Origin of the sequence: Streptomyces sp. NPDC005393 (assembly GCF_040606675.1) — a bacterium.
In the GTDB taxonomy this organism is placed as follows: Bacteria; Actinomycetota; Actinomycetes; order Streptomycetales; family Streptomycetaceae; genus Streptomyces.
Map to the genome: position 1 here is coordinate 19,342 of NZ_JBEXFG010000061.1, position 14,304 is coordinate 33,645.

12 protein-coding genes and 2 pseudogenes are annotated in these 14,304 nt (G+C 71.9%); 12 read left to right on the forward strand and 2 right to left on the reverse strand.

All coding sequences use genetic code 11. The annotated features are described in order from the left end of the window. Positions 1–27: 27 nt before the first annotated feature. The 6 genes and pseudogenes from ABZS71_RS31765 (at position 28) to ABZS71_RS31790 (ending at position 5,170) form a co-directional block, all read left to right on the forward strand. Positions 28–705 (forward strand): UdgX family uracil-DNA binding protein, encoded by a 678-nt coding sequence (locus tag ABZS71_RS31765; RefSeq protein WP_356215560.1) that lies wholly within the window; start codon positions 28–30, stop codon positions 703–705. A 96-nt stretch (positions 706–801) separates the two neighbouring features. After that, entirely contained in the window at positions 802–1,326 is a 525-nt protein-coding gene (locus tag ABZS71_RS31770; protein ID WP_356215562.1) for a GNAT family N-acetyltransferase, read from the forward strand. Between the two features lie 59 nt (positions 1,327–1,385). Further along, a complete protein-coding gene (locus tag ABZS71_RS31775) occupies positions 1,386–1,673 on the forward strand; it encodes a DUF4229 domain-containing protein (RefSeq protein ID WP_356215565.1) in 288 nt (95 codons plus the stop codon). A gap of 350 nt (positions 1,674–2,023) precedes the next feature. Next, positions 2,024–3,361, forward strand: a complete 1,338-nt coding sequence (locus tag ABZS71_RS31780; protein WP_356215567.1) for a dicarboxylate/amino acid:cation symporter — start codon at positions 2,024–2,026, stop codon at positions 3,359–3,361. A gap of 436 nt (positions 3,362–3,797) precedes the next feature. Continuing rightward, positions 3,798–4,415, forward strand: a complete 618-nt coding sequence (locus tag ABZS71_RS31785; protein ID WP_356215577.1) for a TetR/AcrR family transcriptional regulator — start codon at positions 3,798–3,800, stop codon at positions 4,413–4,415. A gap of 303 nt (positions 4,416–4,718) precedes the next feature. Next, positions 4,719–5,170 (forward strand): annotated as a pseudogene (locus ABZS71_RS31790) (cupin domain-containing protein). A gap of 809 nt (positions 5,171–5,979) precedes the next feature. On the opposite strand, the gene ABZS71_RS31795 reads toward ABZS71_RS31790, so the two are convergent. Further along, positions 5,980–6,183: a cold-shock protein gene (locus tag ABZS71_RS31795; protein WP_009715975.1), complete on the reverse strand. Its 204-nt coding sequence runs from the start codon at positions 6,181–6,183 to the stop codon at positions 5,980–5,982. Positions 6,184–6,589: 406 nt separating this feature from the next. Between ABZS71_RS31795 and ABZS71_RS31800 the strand changes: the two genes are divergently transcribed. From ABZS71_RS31800 to ABZS71_RS31820, 5 genes are all read left to right on the forward strand, one after another. After that, the gene (locus ABZS71_RS31800) at positions 6,590–7,414 is read left to right on the forward strand and encodes a menaquinone biosynthesis protein (RefSeq protein ID WP_356215579.1); all 825 of its coding nucleotides are present in this window, start codon (positions 6,590–6,592) and stop codon (positions 7,412–7,414) included. Between the two features lie 81 nt (positions 7,415–7,495). Next, complete coding sequence (locus ABZS71_RS31805) at positions 7,496–9,193, forward strand: protein kinase (protein ID WP_356215569.1); 1,698 nt, start codon at positions 7,496–7,498, stop codon at positions 9,191–9,193. 106 nt (positions 9,194–9,299) lie between these two features. Beyond that, positions 9,300–10,499: a cyclic dehypoxanthinyl futalosine synthase gene (mqnC, locus tag ABZS71_RS31810; protein ID WP_355843574.1), complete on the forward strand. Its 1,200-nt coding sequence runs from the start codon at positions 9,300–9,302 to the stop codon at positions 10,497–10,499. A 45-nt stretch (positions 10,500–10,544) separates the two neighbouring features. Continuing rightward, entirely contained in the window at positions 10,545–10,994 is a 450-nt protein-coding gene (locus ABZS71_RS31815) for a hypothetical protein (protein WP_355843571.1), read from the forward strand. Between the two features lie 42 nt (positions 10,995–11,036). Next, positions 11,037–11,729: a demethylmenaquinone methyltransferase gene (locus ABZS71_RS31820; protein ID WP_356215571.1), complete on the forward strand. Its 693-nt coding sequence runs from the start codon at positions 11,037–11,039 to the stop codon at positions 11,727–11,729. A gap of 268 nt (positions 11,730–11,997) precedes the next feature. On the opposite strand, the pseudogene ABZS71_RS31825 reads toward ABZS71_RS31820, so the two are convergent. Continuing rightward, a pseudogene (locus tag ABZS71_RS31825) lies at positions 11,998–12,458 on the reverse strand (GNAT family N-acetyltransferase). Between the two features lie 106 nt (positions 12,459–12,564). Here ABZS71_RS31825 and ABZS71_RS31830 point away from each other — a divergent pair. After that, on the forward strand, positions 12,565–13,896 hold the full coding sequence (locus ABZS71_RS31830) for a geranylgeranyl reductase family protein (RefSeq protein ID WP_355843562.1): 1,332 nt from the start codon (positions 12,565–12,567) through the stop codon (positions 13,894–13,896). Positions 13,897–14,304: the final 408 nt, after the last annotated feature.

Genomic DNA, 14,304 nt, shown 5'->3' on the forward strand with positions numbered 1-14,304 from the left:
GGCCGCTGAGCGGGGCACTCGGGGCGCATGGCCCGAGCTGCGAGTCCCGAGAGTCCCGAGAGCCCTGAGGACGCGTACACCGCCGCCCCCTTCGTCCCGGAGGGCGCCGACCTGGCGGCCCTCCGGCAGGCGGCGGCCGAGTGCCGGGGCTGCCCGCTGCACCGTGAGGCGACGCAGACCGTCTTCGGGGCGGGGGACGCGGACGCCCGGGTGGTCCTCGTCGGCGAGCAGCCGGGCGACCAGGAGGACCGGCAGGGGAAGCCGTTCGTCGGCCCGGCGGGCAAGGTGCTGAACCGGGCCCTGGACGAGGCCGGTATCGACCCGGACGAGACGTACACCACCAACGCCGTCAAGCACTTCAAGTTCACCTACGTCCCCGAGCGCGGCAAGCGCCGGATCCACAAGCCGCCGAGCCTGCGCGAGATCTCCGCGTGCGCGCCGTGGCTGGCGGCGGAGCTGGCGCTGATCGATCCCGAGGTGATCGTCGCGCTGGGCGCGACGGCCGGGAAGGCGCTGCTGGGGCCGTCGTTCCGGGTGACCAAGCAGCGCGGAATGCGGCTGGAGGGCGACGAGGCGGGGCCGGCGCGCGGAGAGCCGGTCGTCCCCACGATCCACCCCTCCGCCGTCCTACGGGCCGACGACCAGGAGGCCGCGTATGCCGGCCTGGTGTCGGACCTGAGGGTGGCGGCGGAGACGCTCAGGTGAGCCGGGCGTCTCACTGAGCCGGGCGTCTCGCTGAGCCGGTCTCGGTGGCCGGGCGAGCCGGGCGGGCTGTCACCGCGCATGAGTATCGTCGCCCGTATGCCGCTGACCTTCGAACTCGACCCCGCCGTCTCCCCCGAGCTGCGGGACGGCATCTGCGCGCTGTGGGCCGACACCTCGAACGCGGACGGCGCCGTCGGTTTCGTCCCGCCCGTCACCGTCGACGACGTCCGCACCGAGCTGGTCAAACACCTCGTCGCCATGGCCGAGGACCGCGCCCGGCTGCTCGTCGGGCGCGATGAGAACGGGGCGGTCGCCGCGACCGCCGTCTTCGGGCTCAACACCCATCGGCTGATGCGCCACTGGTGCTGGCTCTACACCGTCATGGTCCACCCCTCCCACCAGGGCAAGGGCTACGGCCGCGCCCTTATGGCCGCCGCCGAGGACGCGGCGCGCGGCATGGCCGGGATCACCGGGATACGGCTGACCTGCCGCGGCGGCCACGGGCTGGAGCGGTTCTACGGCGCCTGCGGCTATAAGGAGGTCGGCCGGGTGCCGGACGCGATCCGGGTCGGGGACGGCGAGTTCCGGGACGACATCACCATGTGGCTGCCACTGAATTGATCGACAAGCGGCCGTGATTCACTGGAAGGGCAGGATCTCCCAGCAGAAAGAGACGAGCCGTGTCCCTCAAGCCGAGTGCCGCGTTCCGCTACTCCCTCATGCGTCTGGGGATCTTCGTCGCCGCGTTCCTGGCCATCTGGGCCATGGTCTACTTCCGGGTGCTCCCCGCCGGCCTCGGCAGGTCCAATCTGTTCTGGGTGGCGCTGCTCGCCCTGATCGTCTCCGCGCCGCTCAGCTGGGTCCTGCTGCGCAAGCAGCGGGACGCCATGGCGGTGCAGGTCGCCGAGAAGGTGGACCGGGCCAAGGAGCGGCTGGCGGCGAACCAGAGCCAGGAGGACGGCGTCTGACCGGCGCGGATCTGTAACCCTCCTCACACACCCCCGCACTCCACTCCGGCGCCCCCTGCGCCAGCACCCGCTGGCGCAGGGGGCGTTGAGCTGTTTCCGGCCCCTGGCACCTCAAACACTTTCTTTGGGATCCCCAAAGCCGCGGGTGTTAATCTGCTTGTCATGAAGACAGCAGCCGCGCCTCCTATCGCAGCGAGCGTTCCGCTCGTGGCGCGCCTGCACATCGATCTTTGCCGCTGCCTGTCCGCGGCCTGTCGCCGCCGCTGACCCTCTCGCGTACAGCGGCCGGAGATCCCGTACGGACTCCCGGCTTTTCTCTCCCCCCTCTCAGCGCTCCCGGAGTGTGTCCGTTGTCGTCCGTCCCCGAGGCGTCCGCCAAGACGTCGTCGTCCTTCCGCCTGCCCAAGGTGCCGTTCTGGGCCCAGATCCTGCTCGGGCTCGTCCTCGGCGTACTGCTCGGCTGGGTCGCCCGCAGCGGTGATGTCAGCTGGCTGATCACCACGCTCGACAAGATCGGCACGATCTTCGTCCAGCTGCTGAAGCTCGCCGTCGCCCCGCTGGTCTTCTTCGCGATCCTGATCTCGATCACCAACCTGCGGAACGTCAACAACGCCGCCCGGCTGGCGACCCGCACCCTGCTGTGGTTCATGGCCACCTCGCTGATCGCGGTCGCCATCGGCCTGACCATCGGCCTGCTCACCAACCCCGGCGCCGGCACCGGCCTCACCCCCAAGGACGGCGCCAAGCCCGACCACGCGGGCTCCTGGCTGGACTTCCTCACCGGCATCGTGCCGACCGACATCATCACGCCGTTCACCCAGCTGAACGTCTTGCAGATCGTCTTCCTCGCCGCCGTCGCGGGCGTCGCCGCCCTCCAGCTCGGCGAGAAGGCACAGCCCATCCTCACCCTGAGCCAGTCGGTGCTCCAACTGCTCCAGAAGGCCCTGTGGTGGGTCATCCGCCTCGCCCCGCTGGGCACCCTCGGCCTCATCGGCTACGCCATCGCCGAATACGGCTGGGACCTCATCGGCAAGTACGCGACCTTCACCGCCGACATCTACATCGGCTGCGCGCTGGTCATGTTCGGCGTCTATCCGCTGCTGCTCTCGACGGTCGCCAAGGTCAACCCCCTGAACTTCTTCAAGGGCGCCTGGCCCGCCATCCAGCTCGCCTTCGTCTCCCGCTCCTCGGTCGGCACCATGCCGCTGACCCAGAAGGTCACCGAGCGCCTCGGCGTCCCCAAGGAGTATGCCTCCTTCGCCGTGCCGTTCGGCTCGACGACGAAGATGGACGGCTGCGCCTCGATCTACCCTGCGATCGCCGCGATCTTCATCGCCCAGATCTTCGACGTCCCCCTCGGCGTCGGTGACTACCTCCTCATCGCCTTCGTCTCGGTCATCGGCTCCGCCGCCACCGCCGGCCTCACCGGCGCCACGGTCATGCTGACCCTGACCCTCTCCACCCTCGGCCTCCCCCTGGAGGGCGTCGGCCTCCTGATGGCCATCGACCCTGTCCTGGACATGATGAGGACCGCGACGAACGTCGCAGGCCAGGCCCTCATCCCGGTCATCGTCTCGGCCCGCGAGAAGATCCTCGACCGCGACGCCTACGCCCACGCCAAGTCGTCCCCCCTGGACGACGACGCGGATGCGGCCGACGCGACGGAGCCGCAGCCGGCCGCCGCGTAACGCCGCCCGTACCGGCAGCTTGTGCCCCCCGGGCCTCGCCGAGGTCCGGGGGCACAGTGCTGTTGTGCATGCGGCCGGTACGGTCGTGGGGACGTCGATCGGCTCGGGGAGTGGGTGGGGGCATGGCGTTCACGTCGACGGCGGCCACGGCAGTGATGACTGCGGCATGCCGCCGTACGGGGCTGAGCAGCGAGGGCGCGACGGCGGGACGGCATCGTTCGTTCTCCTTCGCGCGGTGGGCGGGTGGAGCTGAACGGAGCGCTGTGCGAGATCTGTTGAGACTGTGGGGGCGGCTGAGGCTCCGTGGCAAGAGCGGTGTCACGCCTCCGACGTAGGCTTGCCGCGATATGTGTGCGGGGGCACGATCGAGGGGGCGGCCTGTGTGGGCAGTGTGACGAGGAGCAAGCGGGTACCGCGGGCGGTGCGGGAGCAGCAGATGCTGGACGCGGGGGTGCGGGCCTTCGCGCGCAGCGGCTATCAGAACGCCTCGATGGACGACATCGCCGAGCTGGCCGGGGTCTCCAAGCCGCTGGTCTATCTCTATCTCCACTCGAAGGAAGAGCTGTTCGCGGCGTGCATACGGCGCGAGGCCGCCTCGCTGGTGGCGGCGGTGCGGGCGGCCGTCGAGCGGGGCGCGCCGGCCGACCGTCAGCTGTGGAGCGGGCTGAGCGGTTTCTTCGCGCACACCGTCGAACACCCGGACGGATGGGCGCTGTTGCATGTCCAGGCCCGTACGCACGGTCAGTCCTTCACGCGGGAAGTGGCCGCGATGCGGGCGGAGATCGTCGAGTTCGTGACGCAGCTGATAGGGGCGGCGGCGCGGGAGCACGGGTGCGGGGCGGGGCACGCCCGGACGCTGGCAGGCGCGGAAGTGTCCGGGCTCGCACACGCGCTGGTGGGGGCGGCCGAGTCGCTGGCGGAGTGGGCGGGCGACGGCGAGGAGGGTGGGACGGGCGGGCCGTCGGCCAACGAGGCCGCGGCCACCCTGATGAACTTCGCCTGGGCGGGGCTGGGGAATCTACTCCAGGGGGAGGCGTGGGCCCCGGCCCGCTAGGCCCCGCGGAGCCCCGGGCGGGCGTGCGCGGTGGTCCCGCGCGCTGGGCCCGGGGTGGGCCCGCGCCGTGGCCGGGGTGGGCCCGCACTGCGGCGTCGCTCAGCCGCAGTTGCCCCGTGGCGGCCCGCCGGCCGCCCTGGCCAGTCCATCGCCGATGTCACCGTTCGCCGCCCGCGCCCCGGGAAAGTCGATAGTCCGATCGGGCGCGCCGGTCAGCGGTGCGTCGTGGACCGCTTACGTACCGTGAGCGCCCTGCGGTTATTCTCGACAGGCCCTGACGGACGCGTGAGAGCGGTGAGCACCATGGCCACGACCCGGCGGCCCGCGACGGCCGAATGGCTCGGCCTCCGACCGCATCCGGAGGGCGGCTGGTACCGGGAGACCTGGCGCAGCGAGGTCTCGGCCCATCCGCCGGGCTACGACGGCGAGCGCGCGACGGCCACGGCGATCTACTTCCTGCTGACCCCGGGCGAGGAGTCGAGCTGGCATGTCGTGCGCTCGGCCGAGCTATGGCTGTGGCACAGCGGTGGCCCCCTGCGCCTGCTGTTGGGCGGCGCGGGCGACACACCGGACACGACCCCGGCGGAGATCACCCTCGGCCCCGACATCGCCGACGGCCAACGCCCCCAGGCCGTCGTCCCCCAGGCATCTGGCAAGCGGCCCGCCCCGCGACGGACGAGGAGGCCCTGGTGAGCTGTGTGGACTCCCCAGGCTTCGACTTCGCCGACTTCCGCATCCTCCCGGACGAGCCCTGACGCCCGCCCCGCCCACCGGCCCGGTGGCCTGTCCCGACGTGGGCAGGCGTCGCTGTGGCCGTGTCTGGTGGATCGGGGCGCCCGGCCTGGTCGGGGCGCTGGCGCCACGGCCCGGCCTTGGCTGGGGCGTGTGGCCGGGCGCGGGCGTCGTCTCGCGCCTTCGGCGCCTTGGGGCACGGTCGGTGGCGGAGGGCCCCGCGCCGCCGCCGTCTGCGGGCCGACCCGGGGCGACGGCCGGTGGCGGCTCAGTGATGTGGGGGCTGGGACCATCCGGCCCGACGCCGGGCATCCTCACGAAATCGCTTGATAAAACGCTTGCGCCATATCAAGCATTTTTTGGGGCAGGGTGTCCGGCCCGCTGTCCGGCATCGGCCCAAGCCCCGGATCACGGGAGCCGCCACCGGCCTCCGTCACCGGCGGCCCGGCAGCCGGCGACGCGGCCCGGGCCCGCCCCTGCCGACCGTGCTCCAAGGCGCCGAAGGCGCGAGACGGCGCCGCACCCGGCAACGACATCAGGTGAGGCTGGTGTGCCCGGACGGCTTGCCCGGCGGATTGCCCGGCGGCTTGGCCCGGCGACTTGCCCGGCGGCTTGCGGAAGCCCCATCGGCCATGGGCTCGGCCGATGCGGGGGGCGGGGGTGCCGGGCGGGCCGCCATGGCACCGGGCGGCCTCGGGCCTCGGGCTCGACGCGGCTTGCGTCGGGCCCGAGGCCCACCGCGCCGCCTCCAACCCGCGCCGTAGGCGCGCAAGGCAGGAGCCCCGCTTCCCCGCTGGTGGCGGGGGAGCAGGGCTCCTTGGGTGGTGCTGGATCAGACCGCGCTGACGTTCTCGGCCTGCGGGCCCTTCGGGCCCTGAGTGACGTCGAAGGTCACGGCCTGGTTCTCCTCGAGCGAGCGGAAGCCAGACGCGTTGATCGCGGAGTAGTGAACGAAGACATCGGGGCCGCCGCCGTCCTGGGCGATGAAGCCGAAGCCCTTCTCGGCGTTGAACCACTTGACGGTTCCGGTAGCCATAAAGCCCTCCTTGGGCCAAAGGGTTGCCCTGCTCCAGAACCTGCAAGAAGTCTGAAAACTACAAAAGCCTGCGGTTACATGCTCCGCAGGCTCTGTACTGCAAGGGAAACCAAACTGCAACTTGCGGCGAGCTTAGCACGCACCGTGTGCGCGGGGAAAGAGCCGAAGATCACGAATACGAGGGGTTTCCGGGGCTCGTGGGATGGATAGGACTGCAGGTCGAGCGCTTGCTGGCCCGAGATTACGCGGCACGGCCCATCACCCCGCCGCCCTTCCCGGTGGCGGCCGGGGCTAGCCTCCGGATGTGGACAATTCACCGAGTTCCCCCTCGCGGAGTACACACGACGCCTCCGAAAGCGTCACAGGCGCTACCGGCCATGGTCGGAGCCGGCCCAAAGTCGGTCACATCCAGTACCTCAATTGCATGCCGCTGTACTGGGGTCTCGCCAGAACCGGATCGCTCCTCGATTTCGAGCTCACCAAGGCCACGCCCGACGCGCTGAACGACCTGCTGGTCCGCGGCGACCTCGACATCGGCCCGATCAGCCTCGTGGAGTATCTGCGCAACGTCGACGATCTGGTGGCGCTCCCCGACATCGCGGTGGGCTGCGACGGGCCCGTGATGTCCTGCGTGATCGTCTCGCAGCTGCCGCTGGAGCGGCTCGACGGGGCGCGGGTGGCGCTCGGTTCGGCCTCGCGCACCTCCGTACGCCTGGCTCAGCTGCTGCTCGCCGAGCGGTACGGGGTCACGCCCGACTATTACACCTGCCCGCCCGATCTCAGCCTGATGATGCAGGAGGCGGAGGCGGCGGTGCTGATCGGCGACGCCGCGCTGCGCGCCAACCTCCATGACGCGCCCCGGCTGGGCCTTCAGGCGTACGACCTCGGGGAGCTGTGGAAGGAGTGGACCGGGCTCCCCTTCGTCTTCGCCGTATGGGCGGCCCGCCGCGACTATCTGGAGCGCGAACCGGTGATCGTGCGCAAGGTGCACGAGGCGTTCCTGGCCTCCCGGAATCTCTCCCTGGAGGAGGTCGGCAAGGTCGCCGAGCAGGCGGCGCGCTGGGAGGAGTTGGAGGCGTCGGTGCTGGAGCGGTACTTCACCACCCTCGACTTCAGCCTCGGCGCGGCACAGCTGAAGGGGATCGCGGAGTTCGCCCGCCGTACGGGGCCGGACACCGGCTTCCCGGCGGACGTACGGGTGGAGCTGCTGGACGCGGCCACGACCCCCTGACGGGCCGGAGCGGAACCGCAGTGGGCCCCGTCCCCGTCGCCGCCTAAGCTGGACCGGCGCAGTCGAGGGGGAGGCAACGCCATGGATCCGCTGGGAGCGGACGACCCACAGGTCATCGGCGCGTACCGGCTGCTCGGCCGGCTCGGGTCGGGCGGTATGGGCCGGGTCTATGTGGGGCGCAGCGCGGGTGGGCGCACGGTAGCGGTCAAGGTGGTGCACGCGCATTTCGCGCTCGACGAGGAGTTCCGCGCCCGCTTCCGGCGCGAGGTCGGGGCCGCACGCCGGGTCGGCGGCTCCTGGACCGCGCCGGTTCTGGACGCCGACCCGGAGGCCCGTATTCCGTGGGTGGCCACGGGGTATGTGGCGGGCCCCTCCCTCAGCCAGGCCGTATCCGACGAGGGCCCGCTGCCCGAGGCGACGGTACGGACCCTCGGCGCGGGCCTCGCGGAGGCGCTGGGCGCGGTGCACGCGCTCGCTCTCGTCCACCGTGACGTCAAGCCGTCCAATGTGCTGCTCGCCCTCGACGGCCCGCGGTTGATCGACTTCGGCATCGCCCGCGCCACCGAGGGCACGGTCTCGCTGACCTCCACCGGCGCCTCCATCGGCTCGCCCGGCTATATGCCGCCCGAGCAGATCCTGGGCAAGGGCGTCGGCGGTCCGGCGGATGTCTTCTCGCTGGGCGCGGTGCTGGCGTACGCGGCGACCGGTGCGGGCCCCTTCCTGGGCGACAGCTCGGCCGCGCTGCTGTACAAGGTGGTCCACGAGGAGCCCCGGCTCGGTCCGCAGCTCACGGGTGAGCTGCGCGATCTGGTCGCCGCGTGCCTCGCCAAGGATCCGGCCGACCGTCCCACCCCGGAGCGGATCGCACGCCGCCTCGCTCCGGCGGACGGCGCCTCGGGGCTCGTACGGTCCGGCTGGCTGCCGGGTGCGCTGGTCGAACGGGTGAGCCGGCAGGCGGTGGAGCTGCTCGACCTGGAGGCGGAGGCGATAGTTCCGCCGCGCGCCGCCGAGAGCTCAAAGACCCCGGAGACCCCGGAGAGCCCCGTGACCGCGCCGTCCGCCGCCCAGGCCCGCGCCCAGGCCCCCGAGACCCCGTCGCCCGCCGATATCCCGCTCGTGCTGGGCGCCTTCGGCCCGCCCGACCCGTCGTACGGGAACGGGATTCCCCCGAAGGATCCGGCCGACCGCCCGGCCCCGAGCGGCGCCGGCCGCAGCATCGGGCTCTCCGCATCCATGGGCGGCCGGAAGCGGCCCAAGGCGCTCAGCTGCACCTTGGTGCTGTCGGTGGCGGGCGCGCTGGCCGCCGCGACGACCGCCGCGGTCGTCTTCCACGTACTCCCCGGGAACGGGGGCGACGACAAGAGCGCCGACCAGGGCAGCGCACAGACCCAGCCCCCCTCCCCCGGAGCGTCCGCCACGGACAAGGGCTCGGTCCCCACGGCGTTCCTCGGCACCTGGCAGGGCGATCTCACCTCCGACTCCGGTATCCCCGTCGGCACGATGACGATCACCTTCCGGCAGGGCCGCACCGGCCAGGAGGTCGCGAGCGGCCGGGTGAAGCTGTCGGTGCTGCGCTGCGACAGCGCCTGGAAGCTCATCTCCGCGACTCCGACCCAACTCCGGCTCGACTCCCGGCTCAAGGGGTCCGAGCCCCAGGAGGGCTGCAGCAACGGGTCGACGGACGAGCGCTTCACGCTCACGTCCGACGGCGCGCTCGCATACAAGGCGAAGGACGAGGCGGGGGGCAACCCGACGGGTACCCTGCGCAAGCTCCAATGAGCCCCAGCGGGGGGCACCGGTGTACGGGACACGCACCCGGGGGGCCGTAAAGGTGCTGGCGTACGCTGGGTCGGACCGCCCGTAAACCTCCGAAAGGTACGCCCCGGTGACCGCGAACGCAGAGCTGCAGGCAGTCCTCGACCGTGCCGCCGCCGGGGGTCGTATCACCCCGCAGGAGGCGCTCGACCTCTACCGGTCCGCTCCGCTGCACGCGCTGGGAGCCGCCGCCGACGCGGTGCGCCGCCGTCGGTACGCGGGCACCGAGCACATCGCCACGTACATCATCGAGCGGAACATCAACTACACCAACGTCTGTGTGACGGCGTGCAAGTTCTGCGCCTTCTACGCCCCGCCCAAGGACACCGAGAAGGGCTGGAGCCGCGATCTCGACGACATCCTGCGGCGCTGCGCGGAGACCGTCGAACTCGGCGGCACGCAGATCATGTTCCAGGGCGGCCATCACCCGGACTACGGCGTGGAGTACTACGAGAAGCACTTCGCGGCCATCAAGAAGGAGTTCCCCCAGCTGGTGATCCACTCGCTGGGGGCGTCCGAGGTCGAGCACATGTCGCGGATCTCGGGGGTGACGGCCGAGGAGGCGATCCGCCGGATCCACGCGGCCGGTCTCGACTCCTTCGCGGGAGCGGGCGCCGAGCTGCTGCCGGAGCGGCCGCGCAAGGCCATCGCCCCGCTGAAGGAGTCCGGTGAGCGGTGGCTGGAGATCATGGAGATCGCCCATAACCTCGGTGTGGAGTCCACCTCCACGATGCTGATGGGCACGGGCGAGACCAACGCCGAGCGGATCGAGCACATCCGGATGATCCGCGATGTGCAGGACCGTACGGGCGGCTTCCGCGCCTTCATCCCGTACACCTACCAGCCCGAGAACAACCATCTGAAGGGTCAGACGCAGGCGACCGTCTTCGAGTATCTCCGGATGATCGCGATCGCCCGCCTCTTCCTCGACAACGTCGCCCATATCCAGGGTTCCTGGCTGACCGTCGGCAAGGAGGCCGGTCAGCTGGCGCTGCACTACGGGGCGGACGACCTGGGCTCGGTGATGCTGGAGGAGAACGTGGTCTCCTCGGCCGGCGCCCGCCACCGCTCCAACCGGATGGAGCTGCTCCATCTCATCCGCGCGGCCGGCCGCGTGCCCGCGCAGCGCGCGACGACGTATGAGCACCTGGTGGTGCACGACGACCCCGCGAACGACCCGGTCGACGACCACGTCGTCTCGCATCTGTCGTCGACCGCGATCGACGGCGGCACGGCCCACCCCGAGCTGAAGCTGATCGACGCCTCCTGAAAGCACTCCTCAAAGCACTCCTGAAAGCCTTCTGAGAGCCTGCTGATGCTCACGCTCCACGCGGCGCCTGTCGTCCGGCGCACCCTTGACGACGCGGCGCCGCTGCACGATGCCGCCGTCGCGGTCGACGGCGACCGTATTACGGCCGTCGGCCCCCTGGACGAGCTGCGCCGGACCCATCCGACGGCCCGGCTGCGACAGTGGCCCGGCGAACTCGGCCCGGCCCTCGTCCACGAGGGCCCGGTGCCGGAGGCGCCCAGTCCGCGCGAGCGGATCCACGCCCTGCTGCGGCGGGGCGCGACGGCGGTCCTCGCGGAGCATCTCACCGACCCCGAACTGCGCGCGGCCGCCCACCGCGGCGGCGTCGCCGTCCTCGACCGGCCGCGCCCGCCCGCCCTCGTCCCGGCCGGCCGCGCGGATCTGGCCGTCTTCGACGCGGACGGTGCCTGCCTGGCCACAGTCGTCGCGGGGCGGCTGGTGCACCGCCGCCGCTGACCCCCTGCGGACCCGGGGCGCGCTGAGGTGAACAATAGGGACGTGACCCGAGCATCCCTGGACAAGCAGCCGCACGAAGTCGCCGCCATGTTCGACGACGTGGCGGCCAACTACGACCTCACCAACGATGTGCTGTCGCTCGGGCAGGCCCGCCTGTGGCGCAAGGCAGTCGCCCGCGCCGTCGGCGCACGCGCCGGTGAGCGGGTGCTCGACCTCGCCGCCGGTACGGGTACGTCCTCGCTGCCCTTCGCGGCGGAGGGCGCGTACGTGGTGCCGTGCGACTTCTCGCTCGGGATGCTCAAGGAGGGCAAGAAGCGCCACCCGCGACTGCCGCTGACGGCGGGCGACGCGACCCGGCTGCCCTTCGCGGACGGGGTCTTCGACGCCGTCACCATCTCCTTCGGGCTGCGCAACGTCCAGGACACGGAGGGTGCGCTGCGCGAGATGCTGCGGGTGACCCGGCCCGGCGGCCGGATCGTCATCTGCGAGTTCAGCCATCCGACGTGGGAGCCGTTCCGCACCGTTTACACCGAGTATCTGATGCGCGCGCTGCCGCCGATCGCGACAGCGGTCGGCAGCAATCCGGACGCGTACGTCTACCTCGCCGAGTCCATCCGCGCCTGGCCCGACCAGCCGGCGTTCGCCGCCCGCCTGCGATCCGTCGGCTGGTCACGACCGGCCTGGCGCAACCTCACGGGCGGCGTGGTGGCCCTCCACCGCGCCCATAGGCCGTAGCCCGCGCCCGGGATCCTTCCCCTGCCGGGCACGATCCGGCCCGGCAGGGGGCACCTCCCAGCGGCAGCCGGCGGAGATTGAGGACACGCTCGAAGGCGTGCCGGAGGGCCGGGGCGCAGCCCGCCGGCTGCCTTCGCCGCGCCGCGCGCGGGCCCGGCACCGGGCGGGGCCCGCCGCGGAGCCGCCCGCCCCATACCGTCAGGCGTTTGAGGAGCGGGGGCCCGGGGGCGGAGCCGCCGCATGGGGTCCGGGGCGGAGCCCGGGGCCTTCACAGGTCCAGCCGGGGGCACACGGCCGGGGACTTCGAGACCGGTGTCACCAGCGTCTCGGCAGCCCGCATGCCCAGCCTCCGCGTCACCGCTGTCGACCGCTCATTGCGCGCGTGCACCATCGCCCCCACATGCCTGCCCCGGGCAGCCCGCGCCCGCTCCAGCGCGGCCTCGGCCGCGACCTTGGCGTATCCCTTGCCCCAGTGCGCGCGGCCGAGCCGCCAGCCGATCTCGATCTCACCACCTCCTCCGACGAGGCGTCCAGCAGCGTGTAGAGGCAGAAGCCGTGCCGCGCCGCGTGCTCGCGCCGGCGGGCGGTGAACTCCTCGTAGTGGGCGAGGTTGTGGGAGGCCCCGCCGTGGAACTCCATCACCTCCGGGTGGTCGAAGGCACGGTGCCAGGCCGCGGCGCCATCAGGGGTCGGCACGCGCAGTCGTACGGCAGGCTGGGTCACGGTCATGGGAGGGACGGCCCTTCGCGAATGGCGGAGTACGCCCCCATACACTGCAGGTGTCCAGTGCCCGGCGCGACCGGGACGCCCTTACCGAGGCTTCGGGAGACCCCGCGTGAGCGAGACCGCACCCACCGAGAGCGCGTCCTCCGAGGTCCGCGGCTCCGAGACCGGCCTCTCGGAGCACACCGCCGATGTGATCGTCGTCGGCGCCGGGCCGGCCGGCTCCACCACGGCGTACCACCTGGCCAAGGCGGGCCTGGATGTGCTCCTGCTGGAGAAGACGGCCTTCCCGCGCGAGAAGGTGTGCGGCGACGGGCTGACCCCGCGCGCCACCAAGCAACTCGTCGCCATGGGCATCGACATCTCCGAGGAGGCGGGCTGGCTGCGCAACCGGGGTCTGCGGATCCTCGGCGGCGGGGTACGGCTGGAGCTCGACTGGCCGGACCTGGCCGCGTATCCGAACTACGGCCTGGTCCGTAAGCGCGACGACTTCGACGAGCAGCTCGCGCGGCAGGCGCAGAAGGCGGGCGCGCGGCTGTACGAGCGCTGCAATGTGGGCGCCCCGATCAACGACGCCCGTACGGGCCGGATCACCGGGGTCGAGGCGAAGCTGGGCGAGGAGAAGACGCCCGTCACCTTCCGCGCGCCGCTGGTCGTCGCGGCCGACGGCAACTCCACCCGGCTCTCGCTCGCCATGGGGCTGCACCGGCGCGAGGACCGGCCGATGGGCGTGGCCGTGCGGACGTACTTCACCTCGCCCCGCCATGACGACGACTACCTGGAGTCGTGGCTGGAGTTGTGGGACCGCCGGGGGCCGGAGGACCGGCTGCTGCCCGGCTACGGCTGGATCTTCGGCATGGGCGACGGTACGAGCAATGTCGGGCTCGGCGTGCTCAACACCTCGTCCTCCTTCAAGGAGCTGGACTGGCGCGAGATCCTCAAGGCGTGGTGCGCCTCGACGCCGGAGGAATGGGGCTACACCCCGGAGAACATGACCGGCCCGATCCGCGGCGCGGCCCTCCCGATGGCCTTCAACCGCCAGCCGCACTACACGCGCGGGCTGCTGCTGGTGGGCGACGCGGGCGGAATGGTCAACCCGTTCAACGGCGAGGGCATCGCCTATGCGATGGAATCCGGGCAGATCGCCGCGGACGTGATCGTCCAGGCCCATGCCCGCGCCACGCCCGCCCAGCGCGAACTGGCCCTCCAGCGCTACCCGAAGGTGCTCAAGGACACCTACGGCGGCTACTACACGCTGGGCCGGGCCTTTGTGAAGCTCATCGGCAACCCGAAGGTCATGAAGCTCGCGACGCAGCGGGGGCTGACGCATCCGATGCTGATGCGGTTCACGCTGAAGCTGCTGGCGAATCTGACGGACCCGACGGGCGGCGACGCGATGGACCGCATCATCAACGCCCTGACGAAGGTGACCCCTCGGGCCTGACATCCGCGCCGCGCACCCGCGGTAGGCATCCGCGCCGCGCACCCGCGGTATGCATCCGCGGTACGCACCGGCGCCGCGCGTCCGCGGTAGGCATCCGCGCCGCGCGTCCGCGGTAGGCATCCGCGCCGCGCGTCCGCGGTAGGCATCCGCGCCGCGCACCCGCGGTACGCACCGGCGCACTCGCGCCGCGCATCCGCGGGTACGCACTCGCGCCGCGCATCCGCGGGTACGCACTCGCGCCGCGCATCCGCGGGTACGCACTCGCGCCGCGCACCCGCGCCGCGCACTCGCGCCGCGCATCCGCGGGTACGCACACGACTGTGAACGCGCCCGCGTCCCCGGGGTTGGGCGCCGCGTCGATCGGCATCACCTGGAGCGTCACCGTCGGCCACTCCGTCACGGCCAGCA